The sequence below is a fragment of the Noviherbaspirillum phoenicis genome (genome assembly GCF_047237965.1).
Lineage (GTDB): Bacteria > Pseudomonadota > Gammaproteobacteria > Burkholderiales > Burkholderiaceae_D > Noviherbaspirillum_A.
Genome location: NZ_JBDFLX010000002.1, coordinates 572,163 through 597,258 on the forward strand (window position 1 = coordinate 572,163; position 25,096 = coordinate 597,258).

Genomic DNA, 25,096 nt, shown 5'->3' on the forward strand with positions numbered 1-25,096 from the left:
CGATTACGAGACGCGTTCCCATAAACCAGCAAACGGCGGATCAGGCTCCACCAAACGCCACACACCTTCGCACTTACTGCACTGATACCAATGCTCATCTAAGCCAACATTGGAGTGAGGTGAAATAACAGGTTTTGGCAAGAAGTCATCTGACGCCTTAATCAAGGCAACAAATGCGTCAAAGTCATTCCAACCGCTAAATGATCTAGGCTCCCCAAGTTTTTCGCAGTCGCGTTGTCCTGCTTCTGAATTTGTGTTCACTTTAATGTTCCTCCACCAGTTTTCCAAGAAGGTTGCACACCACCTTCGATCAGCAATTGACTCTTGCCACCAACCCAAACGCTTCCCTGGGAACCAACCTCGCCAACGTAAATGGTTGTGCCAGCAGGTAATGTGATGGTGGTGTACTGCGTAGCTTGAGCGCTAAACGGTGTACCGCGCACATTTCCCCACTGTGGCAAAAGATCTGCATCAATGCTTGTCTGCAAAGACCCTACGGGCTCTTCTAGAGACCAGAAGGCACCAAACTCTCGCGACTGGCCTGGTGCCCACGCTCGATAAACTGTCATAGGCTTATCCAATTGAACAGTCGCATAGCGACCACCTGAAAATGTTCCCGGCAATCCAGATGGATCATTGCCTAAGGCTCCAGGAGTCAGCGCATCAGCCTCATAAATTACTTTTCCTGGTATGCGGCCGAGGATGCTCTGGTAGGTAGAGCCTGCACTATTTCCCCCTGCGGTTGCTTTAACATTTTCCGGCTTAGGTACTTGGTTTCCTGCTTCACCTGAACCAGGCAATTTTACGGCAGAACTCCGATTCAATACCGTTCCTGCGCCAATCGCCATCACGCCGGGAATCATGCCTGTCACCAGATTCTTCGCATCCCGCGCCAACCGTTCTGTTTCACGCTGTTCATACAACGCCTTATCTTGCGCAGACGCACTGGCCGGTGGCGCATAGTTAATCCCCACCGAGTTCCACATGAAGTCGCGATACGTCGCATCCGCGTTGTATTGCGAGTACTTCAGCGGCTCATAGAACTCATTGCCTTGTACCGTAAAGACTCGCTGCGCTTTGCCTTGATCATTGATGAAGACGTCAGGTTGGTTGTTCAGGAACTGCTTGGCCGCGATGTAGCTTTCATCCTTGCCAATCCCGAGCACCACGTTGGCTTTCTGTTCGGCGTTATCGTCATTACCCAAGGCTGCGTAAGTCAAATAACTCTGGGCCTGCGCGATCTGTTCTTTCGATGGCGTGTCTGTGCTGTACAGCTTCTTTGCAAACTCAGCTGACTTGTTTTGGATCCATTTCACTTCAGTTGGGTGCAACTGCCGGTTATACCGCTCCCCATCCAGCGCCGACGCTGCGCCCGCCTGCGCCGCTCCACCACCACCAACCACCGCCCCCACCGCGCCACCCGTCACCACCGCCGCCCACTGCTGGATCACGTTTCTCTGACCCGGCGTCAGCTCCGGATGCCGCTCCAGGTAGTCGCTCACCTGCGTCAGCACATACTCGCCTGCCGCCGCGCCCGCTGCCCCGGCCAGCGCATTGCCGCCGGCGGCACTCGCCTGCAATGCCCCCACCGCCGCATGCAACGCCATCTTCTCCGGGCTGCCATCGGCCAGCCCCAGCTTCTGGCTCACCGTGCCCACAGCCTGATTGCCTACCTCGCCCACCAGCCGCGACAACTCCTGCTGTTGCTGCACCTTCTTCTGGTCGAAGATCTTCCCGATTGCGCCATTGGCATTGGCCGTGTCACGGTTCAGCGTCGCTACCGTGGTGGCCGCATCCTGGCCCGTTCTGGCTTGCTGGCTGGCGTCATCGGTGATCACGATCGTGCCTGGGCTGATGGCGCTTCTGGTTACGCCCGCTGCACTGTCCCCGCTCGGCATGCCAACGTTCGGGGTGACGACAACCGTGTTCTTATCGCCTGTCGAGAGACTGATACCGGAAATGCTGGCGCTGTACTCGGCACGATTCTCCAGGTCGCTCGTCGTCAGCGTGCCGGTCACCAGCCGGTTCTTGGCCGCCTCTGCCGAGCTCGCGATCACCGCGCCCGTCAGGTTCGTGTTGCCCTTGACCTGCACTTCGTACCCTTCCTTGCCGGCGTACAGGCCGCTCTGCTCGCGTACTGACAAATAGCCACTGTCGACGTCGGCGCGCTGGTAGCTCACCGACCCCTGCACCGGCGTGCCCACGCAGGCCGGCGGCACGCAGACGCTGATGCCGGCGCTCGCGCTTTGCTGCTCGATCCGAACCGTCTCCTTGTCCTGCGTGCTGGTGATGTCGAGGTTGCGGCCGATCTGCGTTTCGACACGGTTGCCACTGGCTTGCGCACCGTGCAGCGTGGTGTCGCGACCGCTCTCGATGCGCAGCGTGTCGGCCGCGCGGATCTGGCTGGCGTCGTAGCGGCTGCTGTCCTGGTCGGCCTTGCCGCGGCTGGCCGAGGCTTGCGCTTCCAGTGTCACGCCGTTCTGCTTGCCGCCCACCGCAAAGCCCACGCCGACGCCCACGCTGCTGCCGCTGGACTGGCCGCGGTTGCTGGCGGTGCTCTCGGCTGCGGTAAGTTCGACGTCGCGTGCGGCGGCAATGGTGATGTTGTTGCCGCTGATCCTGGCCCCAGCCGCTTTCAGATCCCCGTCCACCGCGTAACCTGCCGCGTCCCTTTCGCCATTGCCGGTGGCGCTGATGTACACGTCCTTGCCCGCGGCGATGCTGCTGCCGCTTTGCACCGTTTCCCGGCTCACGCTTTGCGCATGGCTCTTGCTGCTGCCTACTGTGGCGCTGATCTTGAAGGCCATGGGCTTGCTGGCCGGTGCGGCGTTTGGATCGCCGTTGGCGGCGTTGGCTGCGTCCAGTGCTTTGGCTTGCCCGGCCTTGTCCAGGTAGTCGTTGACCATCAGCCCCGCTTTCACGCCCTGCAATGCGGCGATGCGCGGGTCCCGGCTTTGCACGTCGCGGTCGGCGGCACGCGCCACGCTCTGCGCCACCGCGGCGGCGGGGCCGCTGACGGTGATGCTCAGGCCGCTCTGTTTGACATCGTGTGTCTCACGGCTGTCATGGCGGTCGGTGCCGGGGTTGAGCGTCACATTGCGGCCAACCAGGATCGTGTCCTGGCCCGATACCAGGTCGCTGCCGGCAATCGTCACATTGCCCTGCGCCTGCACCACTACGTCACCCGTGCTGCTGCCTACCAGGCTGCGCCGCCGGTTCTCGGTCAGGCCATCGCCCTGATACTCGTCACGCTCGCTGCGGCTGCCGATGGTGATGCCAATGCCGCTGCCGCTGGCGAACACGCCTGACTTCTTCTCTTCATGCAGATGGTATTCCTGACGGCTTTCGCGGGCGGCTTCGACGACCACATTGCCGCCAGCCGACAGGCTGACCGTGCCGCTGCCGGCAATCGCGCTGCCGCGCACGGTCAGGTCGCCACCGCTGGTGACGCTCACTGCGCTGCCGCTGACCGTGCTGCCGGTGGCGGTTTGCGCCTTGCGGCTGTCAAGGTCGCGGCGGTACGTGCTGGACAAGGTACTGCTGCTGGTCTGGCTCGACTCGGTGCGGTAGCTGAAGTTGCTGCGCGCGGCGTCGAGCTCGGTGCGGCCGGTGGCGCCCAGGCTCACCTTGCCATCCAGCGCCGGATTCAGGCCGGCCACGATGCTGCTGCCACGCAGCGTCAGGTCGCTGCCCTCCTTGCCTGCGCTGGGGTTGAAGCGCAGGCTGCCATCGGCACCCTGCTCCACCCCGGCATGCACCGACACCTGGCCGCCAGCAGCCAGCTTGCTGCCAATGACAGTGTCGGTCGTCAGGTCGGTGCTGCTGCGGTAGCTCGATGTGCGCGCCGACATGTTTAGCGTACTGCGGCCGGTGCTGTTGACGATATTGACCGGGCCTTGCGCGGCAATGGCGAGGTCGGCACCGGCACTGAGCTGGCTGCCTTCGATGTTGACCGCGCCGGCGCTGAACACATTCAAGTTGCCGCCGGCGGTGATGCTGCTGCCGACGCTGGTGCGGGTGCTCGACTGGTACGTGCTCTCGCGCCGCATGGAGTCGAATATGCTGGGCAGGCCTTTCATGCCTGCCCATCCGTCGCCGGTCGACAGGTCGTACTCGCTTCCGGTTTCCACGCCGCTTACCGATAGCTTGCGGCCGGCTTTCATTGTCAGGTCGCCTGCTGCGCTGACCTGCGCACCCTGCATGGTCAGGTCGCCACCGGCAGACATGGACAGATCGCCGGTGGCTGCGATGCGGCTCACGGCTGTCACGCTGGTAGTGCTGCTGCTTTGCTTGCCTGTCGTGCTGCGCTCGGTGCCAGTGAGCGAGCGGGCAAGCAGGTTGTTGCCGACCTGCAGGCTGACATTGCCGCCCAGGATGGCGCCGGCGCTGTTGTCCACATCGCCTGTGGTGCGCAGCACCAGCGCGTTGGTGGCTTGCAGTGTGCTACCGCGGTTGTCGACCTCGCTGGCCTGGATGCCCAACGCATCGCCGGCCACCAGTGCGCCGGTCGGCGTGAGCTGCGCATGGCGCGCCAGGTAGACCTGCGGCGCAAGCACGGTCTGCCGGCTGCCGTCGGGCAGGGTCACGCTCTGCTCGACCAGCCAGACGATGTTGCTGGTGAGCTGCGCCATCTGCTGGTCAGTCAGGGCGATGCCGGGGGTCAGGGCGAAGCGCTCGGCGAAGGCGACGCCGTTGGTCATCAGGTCGATGTACTGCGCTTCGGCGCTGGCATGGCCGTCGAGGAAGCGCTTGCCGGTCATGGCCGTGGCCTGGGCGAGTACCGGGCGCTGTTCGTAGAAACCGTCGCCCAGCCGCTTTTGCGTGCGCTCGGGCTGGATGCCCAGGCGCTGCAGCAGGTAGTCGCTGGAGATGAAGTTCTTGTAGCTGGTGAAGCGCGGATCGGTCTCGACCAGGTAGCGCCCTTGCGGCTGCGGTTCAATGCGGTACAGGCCGCTTGTGGGCAGGGTCTGGCTGAGCGCGCCGGCACGGGCGCCGTCGACCATGCGCGCCACGCCTGGCAGCGGCGCGGCTAGCGTGCCAGCCGCAGCCGCGACGGCTTGCATGATGCCCGGCATGCCCTGGATGGCCGGCTTCAACTGCCGGTCGGCGGCGCTGCCGGTATAGACCGCGATATCCTCGCCCAGGCCGATGGCAAGCGGGCTGGCGCCGCCAGGGCCGTTGACCTTGGTCACGGTTTGATTGACCAGCTTGCCGGCATTGATCACCACGGTTTGATTGGATGTGATGGTGCCACCCACGGTGGCGATGGGCTGGGTGATCGAGGAATTACTCCAGGACACCCAATCAACCGGTGGCGCCGCCTCGATCATGGCGCTGCCAAAGCCGGACTGGTTCTCAAAGGTGTAGGTGCGCTCCAGACGGGTGCCGATGTTGCGGATCAGGGCCTGGCTGCTGCTGTCAGACACGGCCTGGCCATTGACCAGCAGGTTGCCGCCGGCGGCAATCTGGCCATTGTCGTTACTGAGCAATGTGCCGATCTGGAGCTGCATGGCGCCGCCTGAGGTCATGCTAGCCACCTGACCGCTGTCGGCGCTGAGTCGGGTTTCAGTAATGGTCTGATGGGCCTTGCGCTGGACTTCCACGGGGAAGACGCCGGGTGCTGCAATACCCTCACGGGCTATGCGGTGGTTGGCCATGATCTGCGTAGTGGGATCGGTGAAGTCGGGCAGGGCTTCCAGGCGGACGCAGTTACTGGTGCAATTGCCAAAGTTGCCCGAGTAGCTAGCCGACCCCAGCATCTGACGAATCAGGTAGTTCGCTCTGTCGGCCCACGGGTCGACACCGGCGACCTGGTCAGGATTGGCCTCATTGTTACGCCGGTTGATGTAATAAATGATCCTGGTGCCGCTCTCGGGCGGGAGGCGGGATGTGCTGCCATACTGCACGTCGGACTGACCGTCCTCCAAGGGATAGGTCAGGCCGCCTACCATCCACTGGAATGCCGAGTCATTCGCGTTCAGCTTGACCGTCGCCTTATGGATCACATAACCGTCCGGCGTGAGCATGGCTTCATCGGACAGAATGGCTTTTGGGTCCAGGTAATAAGCGTCGAAGCGGTTGGTGTTGGTGTTGCGTTCCGGCGTGCCCCTGCCGGGCGCCAGAGAACTCAACCAGGGAAGCATAGTCAGGGTAAAGGCCGCATCGGCCACCGTCACGTTCTCGGTGCGAACGTTTTCGCGGACGTTGTTGACGAGCTCGGCGGCCAGGTTGAGTTGGCCACCCGCTTCCACCGTCGAAGACAGATTGTTGACCACACCGATGCGATGCAGCAGCAGGCCGGCACCATCCCTTGCCTCGTCGGCAGCCATATTGATGTCGCCCAGACTGAACAAGGTGGCGCCGCGGCGGTTGGAGAGCGTGCGCCTGATCCATAGATCAAGATTGGAGACAGCGGCGATCATGCCAGCCTGGCCATCGTTGTCGAGGCTGTCAGCCCTGACGCTGACAAGGTCGCCGAGCACCGTGCCGCGGTTATGGAAGTTGCTGCTGCGGCTATCTACCCGATTGCCTTCGATGCGGCCTGCATTGTCCACATCACCCGCAATGTTGAGCCGGGTCAGGCCAGTGGCCGGATCGTCCGGGCTGCCCGATGCGATCACTGCGTTATTGAGATTGACCAGCCTTGCCGCGTCAAGCACGATGCTGTCCGCCGCACCCAGCGTGCCGGCGTTGGTCAGGGTGCCGGTGGTGGAAAGGCGCAACTCGCGGTTGGCGCTGATCAGGTTGCCGGCTTCATTGGTGTAATCACCTTGCAGACGCACATCGGCATCGCGGCCGCCAACCAGGTTGCCCTTACCGGTCAGGCGGTCTGCCACCACCAGCAAGTCGCGGTCGCTGCCGATCCGTCCGCCCCCATTGACCAGCTGGCCGGTGTGGATGGCGACATTGCCATCGCTGCCCTTGGGGTTGGCGATGACGCCGCTGCTGTTGTCCAGGCTGGCAGTGGTGAGATTGATGTCCGCCGCGCTGATTTCGCCGCCGTTGTTGCGCAGGCTGGCGCCCGGCTGCCGCATCAGCAGCTTGCGGCCTGCAATCAGCTTGCCGCCATTGTCCGTCAGGCCAGTCACGGCAAGTGTCATGTCGCCACCCGCCACCAGGCTTGCCTGCGTCAGGTTCTGCAGCGTGCCGGCTGACACGAGCAGGTCGCCATTGCCGCCTATCAGGCCGGCATCCTGGGCGCCCTCGGGATTGGCATTGACGATGCTGCCGGCAGTCACCGCCGCGAGTCCCTTGCCGGCATTGATTATCAGGCCGCCGCTATTGATCAGCTGGGCGCCACTGGCCTCCAGGGCGCTGCCCTGGCCCAATGCGCGCAACTTGCCGTTTGCATTGTCAAGCACGGTGGTGGCGCGCGCCGCAAGCTTGCTCCATGACTGCATCACGCCGCCGGCGTTGCTGATCTGTACGCTGGAGGTGATGGTGGCATCGCCCTGCGCGCTGATCACGCCGGCGCGGTTGTCGATGCCGGCGGCATCAAGTTTCAGCTGGCCCAGGCCGACGATGCTGCCGCCCTGGTTGCTGGCCGTGCCCTTGGCATCCACGGTCAAGGCCTCGGTGCCGCGATTGACGATCAGGCCGCTGTCATTGCTGAGCTCACGTGCGCGCACGGTGAGACTGCTGGCGCTTTCGATGGTGCCGCCGGCATTGTCCAGCTTGCCGGCGGCCGTGGTCAGCATGACCTGGCCGCCGCTGATGGTGCCGCCCTGGCTGCCCAGCAGGCTGTTGTCGATGCCGCCACTGCTGCTGATATCGAGGTTGCCAACCGCGCTGATTTTGCCTGCGCGGTTCGATGTGGTGGCCGCCTGGAGTACGAGTCCGCCATTGGTGCGCAGCGCGCCGGCCTCATTGCTCATTGCTGCCGCGCCCAGGGTCAGCAAGCCGCCGCCGGTATGGAGGACGGCGCCGCCGTCGTTGCGGAATTGCCGGCCCGGGGTCAGCCGCAGTTCATGCGCTGCCACGGCAATGTCGCCGTTACGGTTGTCCAGTTCGGTGTGGACATCCACTACGGCATGGCCAGCCGCATCGCTCTGCAAGATCAGGCCGCCGTTGTTCTGCAGGGTGCCGGCAGCGAGGTCCAGCGATGCCGCGCTGATCTGCCCGTCGCGGTTGTCGATCCGCCCGGCGCTGACCTGAATCCGTGCCGGGCTGGCGGCGTCACCGGCTTGCAGGCTGCCGCCGGCGTTGACAAGCAAGGCGCCGGCCTTGACGGTGAGGTCGCCGCCGGAAATGAGAATGCCATCGTTGTTGCGCAGGGAGGTGGCTGCCACGCTCAGGCTGCGGGCGGCGCTGATGGTGCCGGCATTGCCGGCGTCGGTGGCGTGGATGTCTGCCTGGCCATTAGTGGCTACCGTGCCGCCGGCATTAACGAAGTCGCCGCTGTCTATCTTGAGCAGGCCGGTGCCGGCATGGCGGATTGCGCCGGCATCGTTGTGCAGCGCGCCGGCCGACAGCGTGAGCCTGTCGGCGTTCGCTTCAATCAGACCCTCGCTGTTGTCCAGCAGCCCGGACCGGGCATCGATGATGGCTGTGCCTGAACCGGACTGGCTGATCGATCCCTTGCGATTGTGGATGCTGGCCGCCGTCAGTTGAAGCTGGTTGCCGCTGGCGATGCCGCCTGCGTTCCACCAACCGGCTCCGGCCTGCGCATGAAGAAGACCGCCAGCCCGCAGCTGGCCGCCGCTGTTGTCCAGCACGTTGGCAACAAGGGCTTGCAGATCGCCGGTGGCATGCATCATGCCGCTATTGCGCAGCGCGCCGGCGCGAATGATGGCATTGCCATTGCTGCCTATCGATCCGGAGGGGCCGCCCGCGTTGGTCAACAGACCGTCTATCGTGAGGTCAAGCTGCTTGCCCAGCGCATGCAGCTGGCCGCCGCTGTTGTCCAATTGGGCGGCGCGCATCGTCAGGTTAGCGCCGGTGCTGAGCTTGCCTCCCTGGTTGCCGGCGTCGTCAGTGATGGTCAGGGTGGCGTCAAGGGCTGACGTGATCGCACCACCCTTGTTGTCAAGCGAGGATGCGGCCAAGTCCAACGTGCCGTTGCTGCCAATGCTGCCGCCGTTGCGATTCTTGAGAGCCCCTGCACGGATCAGCAGTGTGCCCGAGCCGGCATGACGGATGGCGCCGCCGTCGTTGAGCAAGGTGGCGCTGGCAATCGACAAGTCCTGTGCATTGCCCACGATGGTGCCGGCGCTGTTGTCCAGTTCTCCGCTGACATGGACCTTGCTGCCGGCTTCGTTGCCGGTCTGGCTGATCAGGCCGCCCCGGTTGCTCAAGGCCTGCGCATCGATCCCAATATGGGCGGCTTCGATGCGTGCGGCGCCGCTCCCGGAAGCGTTATTGAACACCGTTCCCTGCAGGGCTTCGATGCCAATGCGCGTGCCGGCCAGGGTTTGCGCATCATCGAGCACGATGTCGCCGGCCTGCGCCGTCAGCGTCAGCATGCCGCGAGCCTCGCTACGCGCTCCCGCAAGGTCCAGCCTGCCGGCGGTGAATGTGATGTCGCCAGCCGCCTGATTGCGCCCACCCGCATGGATCTGGCCAGTAGCCTGGACAGACAGGCTGCCGCTGGCCGCCATGCTGCCGTCGGCATGGACGCCAGCGGCCAGCATGCCCGAGGCGTCGACACTTGCGGCACGGATGGTCAGGTCGTCGCCGCCGGCGATGGTGCCGCTGTTGATGAGGCTCTCGCCGCTGCCGATGACGACTTTCTGTGTACCGTAGACGGTGCCGCTGTTTTCCAGCATGCCGGCGCTGTTTGCCCTGATTGCGCCGGCAGCGGAGACGGCGCCAGCGAATCGCAACCTGCCCTGGCTGTCGATGACGAGGTCGCCAGCCCTGGCATTGATCACCCCTTCGGTATTGACGCCGACGCCGGCTTCGGTGCCGATCAGGCGGATCTTGTCGCCGAACATGCCGCCCAGTCTTGCGAGGTCGATGGCCACCGTGGGCCGACCACCCTGGCCCTCGATGGCGCTGGCTTCGAGCCCGGCATAGGCCACCTGGTTGGCACCGGCAATCACGGAGAGCTGCCTGCCCCACAGGCTGCCATTGATTTCAACGCTGCGGGCAATCAGGTCCAGTTGATCGAGCTCTGCCGCGTTCAGGCCGTTGGCGCCGATCCGCACCTGTCCGCGCACGACGCGCAGGCTGTCGAGCCCTCCTGCCGCCCCGATCACCGGCGTGCCGGTGCTGAGCACGGCGCGGCTGGTATTGATGAAACCGCAGCCGTCGCAGCTGATGCCGTTCGGATTGGCAATCACGACTTCAGCCTTGCTACCGGCCACTTCCGCATAACCGAGCAACTGGCTGGGCGCCACGCCAGTGACTTCATTGAGGATGACGCGGGCGCTGCCGCCGGAGAGGTTGGGATTGCCGTCGATGAACCCGGCCTGGCGCGTCTGCGTGATGGTGATGGCATTGTTGAGCAGCATGCCGCGGCCATCGATATTGAACTGGCTGTACTGGTTATGGGACACGCCGGCGGCGCTGGGCCTGGCGATGCGCACCAGCGGCAGGCCATTGGCGCTGGCTTCGACCAGCGGCCGCCGGCCGGCGGCTGCATTCGGGTCGGCCACGATTTGCGCGAGCGCCGGGGGAAAGGCCAGGTACAGGCTGGCAAGCATGGTGCTGACGCGGTACAGCAGGCGCTTGTTGCACGACGGGACCGGATGCCGACAGACGCGGCCGGCCGACACCATGCCACCGCCGCAAGCCCGGGCCGTTTCGGCCACTGCCATCAGCAGGTCGCGGTGGCGGTTGAATATCACGCGAAAGGCAAGTTTGTTCATCGTCGCTCCTTGTCGGGTAATGCGGGCTTGTTTCGGTGAGACGGATCAATACTGGACACTGAGGCTGAAGCCGAAGACCGGATGGGTGCCGGCAAATCCCGGCGGCTTCTTCACGGGCCAGCCTGTAAAGAAGTCGTAGGAAACCTTGCCCAGATTGCCGCGCAGGCCAAGCGCGGCGCCCGCCAGATGCCTGCCCGCCAGCTGGCGGGTGGCCGGGCCAGAAACCTGTCCCGCATCCAGGCCCAGGTAGACGGCATGCCCGCTGTCGGCAAGCGGCAGGCTGATGTCATTGCGCAGGTAAAAGCCGCGCTCCGCGGCCAGCACTGCTTCACCGTCAAAGCCGCGCACCGTGTAACGGCCGCCTATGCTGAATTGCTCGCTCAGGTACAGCGGCGAGCGGCTGGTCTGCAGGCGCAGCGTGGCGTTATGCAGGGCGGAATGGCCGGCCAGCCTGAATGGCGTGGCCAGCGCGGCGTCCAGCGTATGCAGGGTGTAGCGCAGCGTTGGCGCATCGGATGCGCGGTCGGGTGGGTCGGCCTGGCCGTTGAACCAGCTCGTCCCCCAGCGCGTGGCCAGCGTCAGGTCCAGTTGCGATGGGCCAAGGTAATGACGATGCAGCCAGCCGAGTTCCGCAAAACTGGCATGGCGCCGCTGCACCGCGATTTCGGTATCGTCGATATAGGCCTGGCTCCAGCGCTTGCCCAGCCTGAGCTGCTAGCTATTCTTCTGCGTCTGGTCGCGCTGGAACAGATGCAGCACTTTCCACTCCAGGTTGCGGGCATCACCGCTGGAAAGGAAAGTCTGGTTATAGCCGGCGATGCGCTGGTGGTAGGCATGCCGGCTGGCCGATAGCGAGAAATTCCAGTAACCATACGGCACCGTGTAGGCGAACTGGCCGCCGCCCGTGCCACGGGCCGCGCCCGCGCGGTCGGCGTCGCGCAGCAGGCCGGCGCTGAGCATGTCATTCAGACCCAAGGGCCCGTCCAGCGCGAGTTGGACGCCGGCCTGCAGCTTCCCCGTGCTTCGGGCACCGCCATCGTCGAGGCTGGCGACCAGGCGCCAGGGTTTGCCGCGCTTCACGCGCAAGACCACGTCGCTTTCGCCGGCCTGCTCGCCCGGCATGATGTCGATGTCGACGTCCTGGCTGGGAAGGCGTTTCATCTGTTCCAGGCCCTGCTCGAGGTCGCGCAGGTTCAGCAGGTCGCCCGCTGCGGCGGGAAAGGCCGTGCGCCATTGGGCATCCCGGCCGGGCTCGGCAAACCGGATGCTGCGGATGATGCCGGGCAGCAGGGTCAGGGTCAGCGTGCGCGTCGACAAGTCCTGCTCGGGCACCATGATGCGGGTGGTGCTGTAGCCTTGCGCCAGCAGACGCCGGCCGATGCGGGCAGCCAGCTCGCCGATGGCGGCCGGTCCCAGGCATTGCCCCTGGTATTGCTGCAGTGAGGCTTGCGCCTGCTGAAATGCGCCCTGTGCAAGATGGCGCTGACCAGCCTCGCGCGCCGGGCCTGACAACTGCTCCGGCAGCGTCAGCATGATGCGCTGGACCAGGAAGCAGCTGGCATCGGCGGGCAAGGGCTGGCGGTCGGGATCGCCGTCGCCTGGTTTCGGAAGCAGCCTGACTGCCGGCGCCTGCTGGCGCTGCCGCAATTCCTGCTCGGCGGTTTCATCGCGCCGGCGCAGCGCTTCCGTATCAATGGTTGCCGGCGCTTGCGCCGACGCCTGCCCTGCCGGCAGCAGCAGGACAGTCAGCACCATGCATGGCAGCGCCAGCAGGCTGACAAGGTAAACGAGGGGATGACATAACCGGGATAAAGGCGTCATGGAGACCGTGCCTGGAGCCGGGAGCGGCGTGCGCCATGCGCCATGCGCTGTGTCGGGACGACGGCGCGCTTCGGCCGTGCCTGAAGCGGCGGAGACAGCGGGACGCCATGTCACGCGCCCTTTGGCATGCGACAGGGCTGTGCGCTCACGACGGATACTGCGAGAGACCCGCGTGGCGATCCGCCGGCGGGAAGGGTGAGGGCTGGTTGTCGGCAGGCGGACGGCACGGACGCCTTGCCGGCCGCGCCTGCCAGGCATTGGCGCCAGCTTTCCGTGTCACGGAAGGAACGCGGTGGGTAACCCGAAGGGTCGGTTATATCCGCACCGGAGTGCGGTGTTTGGGGCGGACAAGTTCATGCCGGTGCAGTTGCCCTGTTGGTGGCGCCGGGCGACTGCGTGCGGACGGGCTACGGTTCAACAACAGTTCAACCATCCGTCGCCATGCCGCCGCGACCGCCCGCTGCGACCTGCTTTGCCCTCTGCGTACGCCGCACTGGCACCCAAGGGTGCACCAGGCCGGACGCACATGAAAAAAGGGGATGGTCAACTGACCATCCTCTTACAAACGCGGCGGCAGCGCCGGCGCTGCTCCGCCGGCCCGCTCAGTCGGCGTAGACGCCGGCCTTCCTGATGATCGGCGCCCATTTATCCATTTTCGGTTTCAGATGGCTGCGCAGCGCCCCGGGCGTGGCGCGGTTCTGCGCCACCGGCTCGGTTCCGAGGTCGCCGAAGCGCTGCTTGACGGCGCTGTCGGCCAGCGCATATTGCAAGGCGCTGCTGAGCTTGCCTGGAAAAGCCGGCGGCAAGCCCGGCTTCTCCCGCCATTGTTAATTCACAGCCGCCACACTAGCTGCAATGTTTCTTTATTGAAAAGAAATTGGCGCAGCGGAAGTTTGGAGTGACATTTTTTAGTAAATGGTTCCAAAGGAAAGGCGATACAACGATCATTTGCTTGACAATGTATATATTCTCCGCCACCTTGTATACAAGAGCTGCCGTTATGTATGTCTGCAAGCGATCCAACCTATAAAGAAACATGCAGGCGGCGGTTCCCCACCCCTTTCCATGGATGGAGACAAACATGTTCAAACCTGCCCTGCTGCTTTTTGCCGGTCTCGGCTTCTGCGCCATGTCATCGGCGCAGACCTGGCCGGAACGCCCCGTGACCTTCATCGTGCCCTTCCCGGCCGGCGGCGGCACCGACACCTTTGCCCGCCCGCTGGCGGCCCAGCTCACCAAGCAACTCGGCAAGACGGTGGTGATCGACAACCGCGGCGGCGCCGGCGGCACCCTGGGCGCTGGCCTGGCGGCCAAGGCGGCGCCGGACGGCTACACCTTCTTCATCGGCGCGGCGCACCATGCGATCGCGCCGTCCATCTATCCCAAGCTGGACTACAGCATCCAGAAGGACTTCATACCGATCACCATGATCGCCACGCCGCCGCAGGTGATCGTGGTCAATCCGCAGCGCGTCACCGCGCCCGACCTGAAGTCCTTCATCGCCTACGCCAAGGAAAACCCCGGCAAGATCAATTTCGGCTCGGCCGGCAACGGCACCTCGCACCATCTTGCGGGCGAACTGTTCAAGATCCAGACCAAGACCCAGCTGAGCCATGTGCCCTACCGCGGCGCCGGCCCGGCGCTGCAGGACCTGATGGGCGGCCAGATCGACATGATGTTCGACGGCCTGGGCTCCTCGTCCGGTCATATCAAGGCTGGCAAGCTCAAGGCGCTGGCGGTGGCCTCGGCCAAGCGCGCGCCCGGCTTCCCCGACGTGCCCACCACGGCCGAGGCCGGCGTGCCGGGCTATGAAGTGTCGACCTGGTACGGCCTGTGGGCTGTGAAGGGAACGCCGCAGCCCATCGTCGACAAGATGGCGGCGGAAGTACGCAAGGCGCTGGCCAACCCCGACATCCAGGCCCGCTGGCACGAGGCCGGCTCCGAGGTGCCGCAGATGTCGCAGCAGGAATTCGCGGCCAAGGTGGATTCCGAGATCGAGCGTTGGGGTTCGGTGGTCAAGGCCGCCAACGTCAAGCTCGAATAAGCGGCCCGCAGCGCGCCACCGACTCAACAGTGACCTGGAAGGAATGCATGGGACATAGCGAACGCATCTGGAACCGGCAGCAGGCCAGCCGCGCCGCCCGCCACGCGCGGGCCGCGGCGGCGCTGGGCGCGGACCTGTCGGGCAAGCTGCTGCCGGCGGCGCGCATCGCCGACCTGCTGTATGCCGTGATCGAATGCGGCGACCGCGTCTGCCTGGAAGGCAACAACCAGAAACAGGCGGACTTCCTGTGCAAGGCGCTGGCCGGGCTGGATGCGGCACGTGTCAACCGGCTGCACATGCTGCAGTCGGTGATTGCGCTGCCCGAGCATCTCGACGTGTTCGACAAGGGCATCGCCGAGCAGCTGGACTTTTCCTTCTCCGGCCCGCAAGCCACCCGGCTGGCGCGGCTGGTGTCGTCCGGCCGGATAAAGATCGGCGCCATTCATACTTATCTGGAGCTGTTCGGCCGCTACTTCATTGACCTCACGCCCCAGGTGGCGCTGGTGGCGGCGGAAGCCGCCGACCGCGACGGCAATCTCTACACCGGCCCCAATACCGAGGACACGCCGGCCATCGTCGAGGCCACCGCCTTCAAGAGCGGCATCGTGATCGCCCAGGTCAACCGCATCGTCGACAAGCTGCCGCGGGTGGACATCCCGGCCGACTGGGTGGACTACACGGTGCAGGCGCCGACGCCCAACTATATAGAACCGCTGTTTACCCGCGACCCGGCGCAGATTTCAGAAATCCAGGTGCTGATGGCGATGATGGCCATCAAGGGCATCTATGCCGAATACGAAGTCGCCCGGCTCAACCACGGCATCGGCTTCGACACCGCCGCCATTGAACTGATTTTGCCAACCTATGCCGAGTCGCTCGGTCTGCGCGGCAAGATCGCCCGCCATTGGGCGCTCAATCCGCATCCGGCGCTGATTCCGGCGATCGAGGCCGGCTTCGTCGAGTCGGTGCATTCCTTCGGCTCCGAGCTGGGCATGGAAGACTATATCCGCGCCCGGCCCGACATCTTCTTCGTCGGACCCGACGGCTCGATGCGCAGCAACCGGGCTTTCAGCCAGGCCGCCGGCCACTATGCCTGCGACATGTTCATCGGCTCGACGCTGCAGATCGACCTGCAGGGCAATTCCTCCACCGCCACCGCCGGCCGCATTTCCGGCTTCGGCGGGGCGCCCAACATGGGCGCGGATGCCCGCGGCCGCCGCCATGCCAGCCCGGCCTGGCTGAAGGCCGGACGCGAAGCCGGCGCTGGCCGCAACGGCATGCCGCGCGGCCAGAAGCTGGTGGTGCAGATGGTGGAAACCTTCCGCGAGCACATGCAGCCGGCCTTCGTCGAGCGGCTCGATGCCTGGACCCTGGCCGAGCAGGCCGGCATGGCGCTGCCGCCGGTGATGATCTATGGCGACGACGTGACCCATATCCTGACCGAGGAAGGCATCGCCAACCTGCTCTTGTGCCGCGGCGAGGAAGAGCGCGAGCAGGCCATCCGCGGCGTGGCCGGCTATACCGCCGTGGGCCTGGGGCGCGACAAGCGCATGGTGGAAAACCTGCGCGACCGCGGCGTGATCCGGCGCGCCGAAGACCTCGGCATCGACAAGCGGCAGGCCACGCGCGACCTGCTGGCCGCAAAGAACATGAAGGACCTGGTGCGGGCCTCCGGCGGCCTGTATGACCCGCCGGGCCGCTTCCGCAACTGGTGAGGTCACGATGGAAACGCTGCAATTTCATTTCAGGAACCAGGGCGCGACGCGCCCGGTGGCCAAGGCCAGCCTGGTCGGCGTGGTCGGTTCGGGCAACCTCGAAGTGCTGATCGAGCCGGCGCCGGCCGGCGCCGGCTGCGCGATCGAAGTCCACACCGCCGCGCTCGGCTTTGCGCCGATCTGGCAGGCGGTGATGGAAGACTTCAACCAGCGCTGGCAGCTGGGCGACGTCTCGATCGCCATCAATGACATGGGCGCCACGCCGGCCGTGGTCAGCCTGCGGCTGGACCAGGCGGTGGAAGCGGTGGCGCCCTCGGCGCCAGGCGGCAAGGGAGGTCATTAATGGGCAGTTATCTCGAAGCGAATGCACGGGAGCGGCTGCGCCAGCTGCTCGACGCCGGCAGCTTCACCGAATTCCTGCCGCCGCAGCGGCGGCTGGTCAGCCCGCACCTGGCGCAGCTGGACTCGCCGGTATCGTTCGACGATGGCGTGACCATCGGCAGCGGCCGGCTGCGCGGCAGGCCGGTGCTGGTCGCTTCCCAGGAAGGCGGCTTCATGGGCGGCGCGGTGGGCGAGGTGCATGGCGCCAAGCTGGTGGGCCTGTTGCGGCGCGCCGTGCAGGAGCGGCCGGACGCGGTGCTCTTGCTGCTCGACTCGGGCGGCGTGCGGCTGCATGAAGCCAATGCCGGCCTGATCGCCGTCTCCGAGGTGATGCGCGCCCTGCTCGATGCGCGCGACGCCGGCATCCCGGTGATCGTGATGATAGGCGGCGCCACCGGCTGCTTCGGCGGCATGGGCATCGTTGCCCGCTGCGCCAATGCGGTGCTGATGTCGGAGGAAGGCCGGCTGGCCATGTCCGGGCCGGAAGTGATCGAGACCACCCATGGCGTGGAGGAATACGATGCGCGCGATCGGGCGCTGGTCTGGCGCACCAGCGGCGGCAAGCACCGCTATCTGCTGGGCGACTGCGACACGCTGCTGCCGGACAGCATCGCCGCCTTCGCCGATGCCGCCGCCGAAGCCATCGACCGGCTGCATGCCGGCACGGTGGCGCTGACGCTGGAAGAACTGGAGGCCGAGCAGCGCCTTCTGCGGCAGCGGTTGGACGCCTATGGCGAGCAGACCGAGCCGGCCGACATCTGGCGCGGCATGGGCATTGCCGACCCGGCCGCGCTGCCCATGCTGGAAGCCGACGCATTCGTCGCCGCTGCCGCGCCGCATCGCAGGAGGGCCGCATGATGGACTGGAAGACATTGGCGGCAACGCTGTTCCCGCAGGGCCACGAGATTACCGAACGCGAGCTGTTCCTGTCGGGCCAGGCCCGGGTAGCCGGGCGCGACGTCACCGTGATCGGCACCACCGGCCATGCGCCGATCGGCGTGGAGATCGCGCTGGCGCAGGCCGAGGCGGTATTGCGCACGGTGCGCGAGCAGCCGGGCCGGCCCATCGTGATCCTGATCGACACCCAGGGCCAGCGGCTGCGGCACCGCGATGAAATGCTGGGCATTAACAGCTACATGGCCCATCTGGGCAAGTGCATAGACCTGGCGCGCCGGCGCGGCCACCGGGTGGTGGGCCTGGTGTATGACCAGGCGCTGTCCGGCGGCTTTATCACCAGCGGCCTGATGGCCGACGCCTGCTATGCGCTGCCGGACGCCACCATCCGCGTGATGGGCCTTCCGGCGATGGCGCGCATCACCAAGGTGCCGGAAGCCCTGCTGACCGAACTGGCCCGCGACAACCCGGTATTTGCGCCCGGCGCCGAAAACTATCTGCGCATGGGCGGCGTGGTCGATCTCTGGCGCGGCGACCTGGCGCAGGCGCTGGCCGCGGCGCTGGACGAGGCCGGCCCGGTAGACCGGCGCAGCGAACTGGGCCGGGAACGCGGCGGGCGCAGGCTGGCCGCCAATGTGATCGAAGCAGTGCTGGCCGATGACGGCGCGGCATGACCTGGTCTGGCTGTCCGACGCCGGCTGGGATGCGGCGCAGCAGACAGCCACGCCGGCCCAGCAGCCAGTCCTGGCCCACTGGCGGCAGGCAGGCTGGCCCGCCACGGTGCGCCGCCGGGACGCCGACGCCGCGCCGGACCAGGTCTGCCTCGGCCTGACGCTGCCGATCGACGATAACGGCGCGGCGCGCATGCGGCTCGGCCTGCGCTGCAGGCACTCCGAGGTGGCGCGGCGACGGCGGCCGCTGTCGCTGCAGGAAGCGGCCCCGGCATTGCCGCCGGCCTGGCGCGCCGCCTATGCCAGCCTGGAACGGCAGGCGGCGCTGGCGCGGCTGGATATGCGCGTCTATGGCTCGCTGGCGCTGCAGGCCGCCACCGGCGCGCCCTACCTGACGGCGCGATCCGATATCGACCTGGCCTTCTTTCCTTCCGATGCGGTCCAGCTGGACGACGGCCTGGCGCTGCTCGACGACGCCAGCCGCCACCTGCCGCTGGATGGCGAGATCGTTTTCCCGTCCGGCCAGGCAGTGGCCTGGAAGGAGTGGCGCAACGCGGCGTCGACGCCCGGCCGAACCAAGGTGCTGGTCAAGGACATCGACCGCGTGCTGCTGGCCGGGCCGGCCGACCTGCTGGACGAATTCACGGAGCGCATGTGCCGGACCTAGCCCTGCCATCGCTGCCCGCCGCGCCGCGCACCGGCCGTGCCTTCTGCGCCGCCGCGGCCCGGCTGGCGGTGCGCAGCCTCTATATCGAACTGGCGCTGTATCCCAAGCCGGGCCTGGTGTCGCTGGTGGACAGCGGCAGCCATCGCGACATGCACGCCGGCACCTTCCTGCGCAGCCTGTTCGCGCTGCGCCACTACTTCGTGCGCATCACCCGCGCCGGCATCGACGGCGCGCCTTTCCCGGTGCTGCGCGAACTGGGCATTGCCGCCGAGCGGCGCATGCTGGAAGCGACCGGCGGCGTCAATACCCATCGCGGCGCGATCTTCTGCCTGGGCATGCTGTGCGCGGCCGCAGGCTGGCGCCACGGCCGCTGCCTGCCGCTTTCGCCGGCTGGCCTGCGCCGCACACTGCTGGCGCAGTGGGGCGATGCGCTGGGCAAACATCACGGCGGCGCCGGCGGCCAGTCGCATGGCCAACGGGTGGCGGCGCTGCATGCCGTGGGCGGCGCCCGCGCCGAAATGGCGCGCGGCCTGCCTTCCGTGTTCGAGCTGGCGCTGCCAAGGCTCAGAAACACCCTGGCGGCCGGACGCGGCGAGCGCGCCGCCCGCATCGATGCGCTGTTCGCGCTGATGGCCGAGCTGGGCGACACCAATGTCTATCACCGCGCCGGCGCGGAAGGCGCGCTGCTGGTGCGGCAAAGCGCGCAGGCCTTCCTGGCGCGGGGCGGCACCGCATTCGATGGCTGGGAAAGGATGGCGCTGGACTGCCACCGCCGCTTCGTTGCGCACCGGCTGTCGCCGGGCGGCGCCGCCGACCTGCTGGCGGCTACCTGCTTCGTCCATCAACTGGACGGAATCGCCTGACCATGGCGGCGCGCCTGGCGATTTTGTGCCCCGGCCAGGGCGGCCAGCATCCCGGCATGTTCGATCTTGCGCTCTCGGACCCGGCCACTGCCGCCGCGCTCGCCGGCTGGGGCGTGGAGCGGGCCGCCGGCCTGGCGCCGCAGGCGCTGCCGGCTTCGCCGGAGGCGCTGCACGACAATCGCATCGCCCAGCCGCTGGTGGTGGCCGCCACGCTGGCCATGTGGCAGGCGCTGCGCGCCGACCTGCCCCCGCCGGCGCTGGTGGCGGGCTACAGCATAGGCGAACTGGCGGCATCCGGCGTGGCTGGCGCGCTGGCGCCGGCGGAGGTGGTCGGCCTGGCTGCGCGGCGGGCGGCATTGATGGATGACTGCGTCGAGCCTGGCCGGCCGCACGGCATGCTGGCGGTCTCGGGGCTGGAGGAAACGGCACTGCAGTCCCTGCTGCCTGCGGGTGCGCTGCATATCGCGATCGAGACCGGGGAAGCAAGTTTCATCGTTGCCGGACTGCGCGATGCATTGCCGGGACTGGAAGCAGAGTGCGAACAACGCGGCGTGCATGCGACACGGCTACCGGTGAAGGTGGCTTCCCATACGCCGCTGATGCATGCGGCCGCCGGCAGCTTCCGGCCTCTGCTGGAAACCGCGACGTGGTCGGAACCCGCATTGGCGCTGCTCTCGGGCACCAGCGCCAACCCGGTTCGTCAGCGCGACCAGGCGCTGCAGGCGCTGACGGAACAGATCGAGACGAGGATACGCTGGTCGGCCTGCATGGATGCGATCGCCGAGGCGGGCGTGACCGTGGCGCTGGAACTGGGGCCGGGGGCGGCGCTGTCGCGCATGCTGCGCGAGCGGCACGGCCACATCGAAGCGCGTTCGGCCTCGGAATTCCGCTCGCTGGCGGGGCTGGCGGAATGGTTGCGGCGCCGGTGCGGCTGACCGGCGCCGGCGCCGCCCGTATGCCCGACAGAATGCGGGCCGGGCGGCAGGCATGACGGACAGTCAGCCGTCATCCGGATCAGTACACCTGGTAAGCGTTTTCGAATGCGGTCTTGGAGAAGGAGATGGCGCCAGTCGCCTGCAGCTTGCCCGGCATGTTCAATGGCACGCCGCCCAGCGCGTTCGTGATGTCCACATAGCCGCTCAGCTTGCCGCTGCCGGTAGCGCCCTCGAACACGCCGGTGCCGCCGGTGATGGTGAATTTCGCATCCTTGCTCATCGTCAGGATGGGCGAGCCGGCGGTACCGACGAAGCTGCCCGCATAGTCGGCGGTCAGCGTGGAGCCATTGACGGCGTTGATGGTCATCTTGCCGTTCGAAAACACGAAGGTGGGCGTGGCACAGTCACGGGCATTGGCCATCACCTGGCCAACATAGCCGCGGTTCTTGTAGCCCACACTCATCGTGCCCGAACCAGTCGTCATGCCTACGGATTCAGCCAGGGTGCTGCAGGTAACACCCGGGGTTTCCTGTGGCGCCAGCGATTCCAGCGTGTCGATGGAAATGCTCAATGGCAGATTACGCAGTTCGGCGGAGGCATTTCCAGAATGAAACGCGAAAGCGGCGAACAAGACGGAGGTCGAGTATTTGACGAGATTGGTGGCTATTTTCATTGAGGTTCCGGTAGAGAAAAAGTTTCAAAAGGGCGACATGGTAACGGCAAAGGCTTTTATTACAAAGAAAGCATGTTTGAATTACTGAAAAAATATCTTTTTATCAATTTTCAACGGATGAAATCGACACTCATTCCGGGAAATATTTCCTGCAGGATCAATTACTTATCATTTCTTTTACTATGCGGCGCATTGCATGGAAAAGGCGCGTCTCATTGTCAAAATAGGAGATGCAAGAATCTGCGGCTCCTTTCTGCAATCCCTCAATTTGGCACTCTTATTCCAAATTCAATCCCCGTTTTTATGCATGAAACGGGAATTACCTATAATTTATTCGCTTTTAATCCACTGCTTGTTAATTCAATGCGCCGAGTGCGTAATGCAGTAAAACTCGTTTCATAGATAATTCTGCTTAGAAACAATATCCTGTTCAGCAGGCGGTAACACGACAATCGTCAAGCTTTTCCAAAAAATATTGGTTTACAGCACTATTTTTCGGAGCTGTTTATCTTTCGACAAGGGCTGCACGCCTGTCGAGGCACGGTCTCGCCTGTCCAAATTACAATGGGTCCGGACTAATTCCGACTAAGACTCCATGGATGAACGCGCTGCGCATGATGTGCTGCTGGTCAAGGCGATCGAGACGAGCGACCGCGAGCGCCAGATACTGAATGAAGACGACCGGCGTTACGCCAGCCGCACCGCGCGCGAACTGGCGCAGTGGACGGCCGCCGAGCGCAAGGTGGCGGCTACGCCGGAACTGTTCCTGCACAAGCGCGCCGAGCAGCTGCTGGCGCGCCTGACGGAGCGCACGCCGGCGGCTGCCGCCATGCTGCGTCCGCGTCCCTGGCTGCGCATTGCCGGCATCGTGCTGCCCGTACTGGCATTGCTGTTTGGCATGCTGGCCGACCGGATCGGCGACGTCCACCGCGTCAACCTGCTGTCGGCGCCCCTGCTGCTGATCCTGCTGTGGAACCTGGCGGTTTATCTGTTCCTGCTGGTGCGGCCGCTGCTGCCGCGCCGCGCATTGCGCCCTCGCGTCGGCAGGATGCGCTGGCCAGCGCTGCCGCGCGTTCGCCGCGTCCAGGCCAGGTTCGGCGCGGCGCTTGCCCGCTTCGCCGAGGAATGGCTGTCACTGTCGGCGCCGCTGACTTGGGCCCGCAGCGCCCGCATCCTGCACCTGTGCGCCGCCCTGCTGGCCGCGGGCGCCGCGCTGTCGCTTTACCTGCGCGGCGTGCTGGCGGCCTACCGGGTCGGCTGGGAAAGCACCTTCCTCGACGCCGGCCAGGTGCATGCGCTGCTGTCGTGGCTGTTTCTGCCCGCGGTGTCGCTGCTGGGCCTGGAAGGCTTCACGCCGCAGCAGGTGGATGCGCTGCGCTTCGGACAGCCGGCGCCGCCCGACTCCGGCGCCCAGTGGGTGCATCTGTATGCCGCTACGCTGATCCTGCTGGTGGTGCTGCCGCGCCTGGCGCTGGCTGCGCTGGCCTGGTGGCGCGAGCGGCGACTGGCCAGGCACTTCCCCCTCGACCTGTCCCAGCCCTACTTCCAGCGCCTGTGCGCCGGCCTGGCGCCGGGGACCGCCACCCTGCGGATATGTCCTTACAGCATGCGCGTGGATGAAGCGCGTCAGGCCGGGCTGGCCAACGCGGCCCGCCTGCTGCTGGGCGAGCAGGCCGAACTTACCGTGCTGCCGGTCACGGCCTATGGCGAGGCGCCGCCGGCGCCGGCCGCCAGCCAGGCAGTGACCGCGGCGCTGTTTGCGCTGTCGGCGACGCCGGAGCCGGAAAATCACGGCCAGTTCCTCGACCAGTTGCGCGGCAGCCATCCGTCCGGGGTGGTGGCCCTGATCGACGAATCCGGCTATCTGGAGCGGCTGGGCCCGCAGGCCGGCGCCCGCGCCGCCGAGCGGGCCGGCCTCTGGCGCCAGTTCTGCGCGCAGCACCAGATACCGGCGGCCATCGTCAACCTGCTCGCGCCGGACGCCGGCGGCGAGGAACTGGAGCGGCTGCTGGGCGCGGCCCGGAGCGTGTCATGAACGACCGCCAACAGCAGGAGCAACCGGTGAAGCAGGAGCAGCAGGAGCAGCATGGCCAGCAGATCCAGCTGGTGCTGATTTCCCATACCAATGCCGGCAAGACCACGCTGGCCCGTACCCTGGTCGGCATGGACGTGGGCCAAGTGCGCGACGCCGCGCATGTGACCGTGGCGTCCGAGTCGCATTCATTGCTGCGCACGGCCGGGGGCGATGCGCTGCTGCTGTGGGACACACCGGGCTTCGGCGACTCGGTGCGGCTGGTGAAGCGGCTTGCCATGGCCGACAACCCGATAGGCTGGCTGCTGCGCGAAGTGATCGACCGTTACCGCGACCGGCCGTTCTGGCTCAGCCAGCAGGCGCTGCGCACCGCGCGCGAGGAAGCCGACCTGGTGCTGTACCTGGTCAACTCTTCCGAAGACCCGCATGACGCCGGCTACCTGGCGCCGGAAATGAAGGTGCTGGACTGGCTGGGCAAGCCGGTGGTGGTCCTGCTGAACCAGATGGGGCCGCCGCGCCCCGCCGCGCAGGAGCAGGCAGAGCAGGCGCGCTGGGCCGAGGCGCTGGCCGGCTCTCCGGCAGTGCGCCGGGTGCTGGCGCTGGACGCCTTTGCCCGCTGCTGGGTCCATGAACGCGTGCTGTTCGAAACGCTGGCGGCGCTGGTGCCGGCCGACAAGCGGGCCCCCTGCGACCGGCTGCTGGCGCAATGGGCGCACGACAACCAGGCCCGCTTTCACGGCGCCATGCAGCTGCTCGGCCGGCAGCTGTGCGCCGCCGCCGCCGACAGCGAGCCGGTGCCGCCGGCCGAGCGGCCCATGCTCGACAGCGTGGCGCGCACCGTCGGACTGGGACAGAAGCTGGGCGCCAGGCGCGAGGAACAGGCGATGAAGGCGCTGATGGCGCGCCTGGAACAGGGCATCGCCGACAGCACCGCGCAATTGCTGCGGCTGCACCGCCTCGACGCTGGCGCGGCGCAGCGGATACACGAGCGGGTGCAGAAGGCCTACGTGGTGCGCACGCCGGTCGACGCGCGCCAGGCCGGGCTGCTGGGAGCGGTGATGTCGGGCGCCGCCACCGGCCTGTCGGCCGACCTGATGGCCGGCGGCCTGAGCTTTGGCGCCGGCGCGCTCTTGGGCAGCATCGTCGGCGCGCTGACCTTCGCCGGCGCCGCCTGGACCTTCAACACCACCACCAGCCGCAACGAGGCGCGGGTGCGGTTCTCGCCGGAATTCCTGCGCTCGCTGCTGGTGGCGGCGCTCTTGCGCTATCTCGCGGTGGCGCATTTCGGACGCGGCCGCGGCGGCTTCGTCGAAAGCGAGGCGCCGTCCTTCTGGCAGGCGGAGGTCGAAGCCGAGGTGGCGCGGCATGCGGCCCGGCTGCCGGCGCTCTGGGGCAATGCCGCCTGCGATGCGCAGCTTGGCGAGCTGCTGGAACAGATGGCCACTGCGATCCTGCACCGGCTCTATCCGCGCTGAACCGCCGGCATCCGTAAAACTTGTAACAAGGCATAAGAAGCGAACATCGCTGCGCGGGAAGGCCGTATATTCAGGTCCTCGCCGGTCCATGCCGGCGTTTCCTGGAAAGGACATAGC

14 protein-coding genes and 1 pseudogene are annotated in these 25,096 nt (G+C 66.1%); 10 read left to right on the top strand and 5 right to left on the bottom strand.

The window, feature by feature from the left end; all coding sequences use genetic code 11:
- Positions 1 to 3: 3 nt before the first annotated feature.
- The 4 genes and pseudogenes from ABC383_RS22175 to ABC383_RS22190 form a co-directional block, all read right to left on the bottom strand.
- Complete coding sequence (locus ABC383_RS22175) at positions 4 to 261, bottom strand: hypothetical protein (protein WP_413017308.1); 258 nt, start codon at positions 259 to 261, stop codon at positions 4 to 6.
- Positions 258 to 10,808, bottom strand: coding sequence for a two-partner secretion domain-containing protein (locus tag ABC383_RS22180; protein WP_413017309.1), 10,551 nt, complete (start codon positions 10,806 to 10,808; stop codon positions 258 to 260). The genes ABC383_RS22175 and ABC383_RS22180 overlap by 4 nt, the downstream gene beginning before the upstream one ends.
- A 45-nt stretch (positions 10,809 to 10,853) precedes the next feature.
- A pseudogene (locus ABC383_RS22185) lies at positions 10,854 to 12,887 on the bottom strand (ShlB/FhaC/HecB family hemolysin secretion/activation protein).
- Between the two features lie 344 nt (positions 12,888 to 13,231).
- Positions 13,232 to 13,435, bottom strand: a complete 204-nt coding sequence (locus ABC383_RS22190) for a type 2 periplasmic-binding domain-containing protein (protein ID WP_413017311.1) — start codon at positions 13,433 to 13,435, stop codon at positions 13,232 to 13,234.
- 275 nt (positions 13,436 to 13,710) lie between these two features.
- On the opposite strand from ABC383_RS22190, the gene ABC383_RS22195 reads away from it, so the two are divergent.
- The 8 genes from ABC383_RS22195 to ABC383_RS22230 are packed head-to-tail and all read left to right on the top strand — an operon-like array spanning position 13,711 to position 20,799.
- The gene (locus ABC383_RS22195; protein ID WP_413017312.1) at positions 13,711 to 14,673 is read left to right on the top strand and encodes a Bug family tripartite tricarboxylate transporter substrate binding protein; all 963 of its coding nucleotides are present in this window, start codon (positions 13,711 to 13,713) and stop codon (positions 14,671 to 14,673) included.
- Positions 14,674 to 14,720: 47 nt separating this feature from the next.
- Positions 14,721 to 16,388, top strand: a complete 1,668-nt coding sequence (gene mdcA, locus ABC383_RS22200) for a malonate decarboxylase subunit alpha (RefSeq protein WP_413017313.1) — start codon at positions 14,721 to 14,723, stop codon at positions 16,386 to 16,388.
- Positions 16,389 to 16,395: 7 nt separating this feature from the next.
- Positions 16,396 to 16,731 carry a malonate decarboxylase acyl carrier protein gene (gene mdcC / locus ABC383_RS22205; protein WP_413017314.1) on the top strand — a complete coding sequence of 112 codons (336 nt, stop codon included), beginning with the start codon at positions 16,396 to 16,398 and terminating at the stop codon, positions 16,729 to 16,731.
- On the top strand, positions 16,731 to 17,627 hold the full coding sequence (locus ABC383_RS22210; RefSeq protein ID WP_413017315.1) for a biotin-independent malonate decarboxylase subunit beta: 897 nt from the start codon (positions 16,731 to 16,733) through the stop codon (positions 17,625 to 17,627). The genes mdcC and ABC383_RS22210 overlap by 1 nt, the downstream gene beginning before the upstream one ends.
- Positions 17,627 to 18,337, top strand: coding sequence for a biotin-independent malonate decarboxylase subunit gamma (mdcE, locus tag ABC383_RS22215; protein ID WP_413017405.1), 711 nt, complete (start codon positions 17,627 to 17,629; stop codon positions 18,335 to 18,337). Before ABC383_RS22210 ends, mdcE begins: the two co-directional genes overlap by 1 nt.
- Complete coding sequence (gene mdcG, locus ABC383_RS22220) at positions 18,321 to 19,001, top strand: malonate decarboxylase holo-[acyl-carrier-protein] synthase (protein ID WP_413017317.1); 681 nt, start codon at positions 18,321 to 18,323, stop codon at positions 18,999 to 19,001. Before mdcE ends, mdcG begins: the two co-directional genes overlap by 17 nt.
- The gene (gene mdcB / locus ABC383_RS22225) at positions 18,989 to 19,864 is read left to right on the top strand and encodes a triphosphoribosyl-dephospho-CoA synthase MdcB (RefSeq protein WP_413017318.1); all 876 of its coding nucleotides are present in this window, start codon (positions 18,989 to 18,991) and stop codon (positions 19,862 to 19,864) included. Before mdcG ends, mdcB begins: the two co-directional genes overlap by 13 nt.
- 2 nt (positions 19,865 to 19,866) lie before the next feature.
- Complete coding sequence (locus ABC383_RS22230) at positions 19,867 to 20,799, top strand: ACP S-malonyltransferase (RefSeq protein WP_413017320.1); 933 nt, start codon at positions 19,867 to 19,869, stop codon at positions 20,797 to 20,799.
- A 79-nt stretch (positions 20,800 to 20,878) separates the two neighbouring features.
- On the opposite strand, the gene ABC383_RS22235 is transcribed toward ABC383_RS22230, so the two are convergent.
- Positions 20,879 to 21,472, bottom strand: coding sequence for a hypothetical protein (locus tag ABC383_RS22235; RefSeq protein ID WP_413017322.1), 594 nt, complete (start codon positions 21,470 to 21,472; stop codon positions 20,879 to 20,881).
- Between the two features lie 595 nt (positions 21,473 to 22,067).
- On the opposite strand from ABC383_RS22235, the gene ABC383_RS22240 reads away from it, so the two are divergent.
- Together ABC383_RS22240 and ABC383_RS22245 are read left to right on the top strand one after the other, a co-directional pair.
- Positions 22,068 to 23,507 (top strand): DUF2868 domain-containing protein, encoded by a 1,440-nt coding sequence (locus ABC383_RS22240; protein WP_413017324.1) that lies wholly within the window; start codon positions 22,068 to 22,070, stop codon positions 23,505 to 23,507.
- Positions 23,504 to 24,979 (top strand): DUF3482 domain-containing protein, encoded by a 1,476-nt coding sequence (locus tag ABC383_RS22245; protein WP_413017326.1) that lies wholly within the window; start codon positions 23,504 to 23,506, stop codon positions 24,977 to 24,979. The genes ABC383_RS22240 and ABC383_RS22245 overlap by 4 nt, the downstream gene beginning before the upstream one ends.
- Positions 24,980 to 25,096 lie beyond the last annotated feature (117 nt).

What these genes read in the sequence shown, in the direction of transcription:
- ABC383_RS22180 (WP_413017309.1), bottom strand. Translation starts at nt 10,808, where the DNA reads ATGAACAAACTTGCCTTTCGCGTGATATTCAACCGCCACCGCGACCTG.
- ABC383_RS22195 (WP_413017312.1), top strand. Translation starts at nt 13,711, where the DNA reads ATGTTCAAACCTGCCCTGCTGCTTTTTGCCGGTCTCGGCTTCTGCGCC.
- mdcA (WP_413017313.1), top strand. Translation starts at nt 14,721, where the DNA reads ATGGGACATAGCGAACGCATCTGGAACCGGCAGCAGGCCAGCCGCGCC.
- mdcC (WP_413017314.1), top strand. Translation starts at nt 16,396, where the DNA reads ATGGAAACGCTGCAATTTCATTTCAGGAACCAGGGCGCGACGCGCCCG.
- ABC383_RS22210 (WP_413017315.1), top strand. Translation starts at nt 16,731, where the DNA reads ATGGGCAGTTATCTCGAAGCGAATGCACGGGAGCGGCTGCGCCAGCTG.
- mdcE (WP_413017405.1), top strand. Translation starts at nt 17,627, where the DNA reads ATGGACTGGAAGACATTGGCGGCAACGCTGTTCCCGCAGGGCCACGAG.
- mdcG (WP_413017317.1), top strand. Translation starts at nt 18,321, where the DNA reads ATGACGGCGCGGCATGACCTGGTCTGGCTGTCCGACGCCGGCTGGGAT.
- ABC383_RS22230 (WP_413017320.1), top strand. Translation starts at nt 19,867, where the DNA reads ATGGCGGCGCGCCTGGCGATTTTGTGCCCCGGCCAGGGCGGCCAGCAT.
- ABC383_RS22235 (WP_413017322.1), bottom strand. Translation starts at nt 21,472, where the DNA reads ATGAAAATAGCCACCAATCTCGTCAAATACTCGACCTCCGTCTTGTTC.
- ABC383_RS22240 (WP_413017324.1), top strand. Translation starts at nt 22,068, where the DNA reads ATGGATGAACGCGCTGCGCATGATGTGCTGCTGGTCAAGGCGATCGAG.
- ABC383_RS22245 (WP_413017326.1), top strand. Translation starts at nt 23,504, where the DNA reads ATGAACGACCGCCAACAGCAGGAGCAACCGGTGAAGCAGGAGCAGCAG.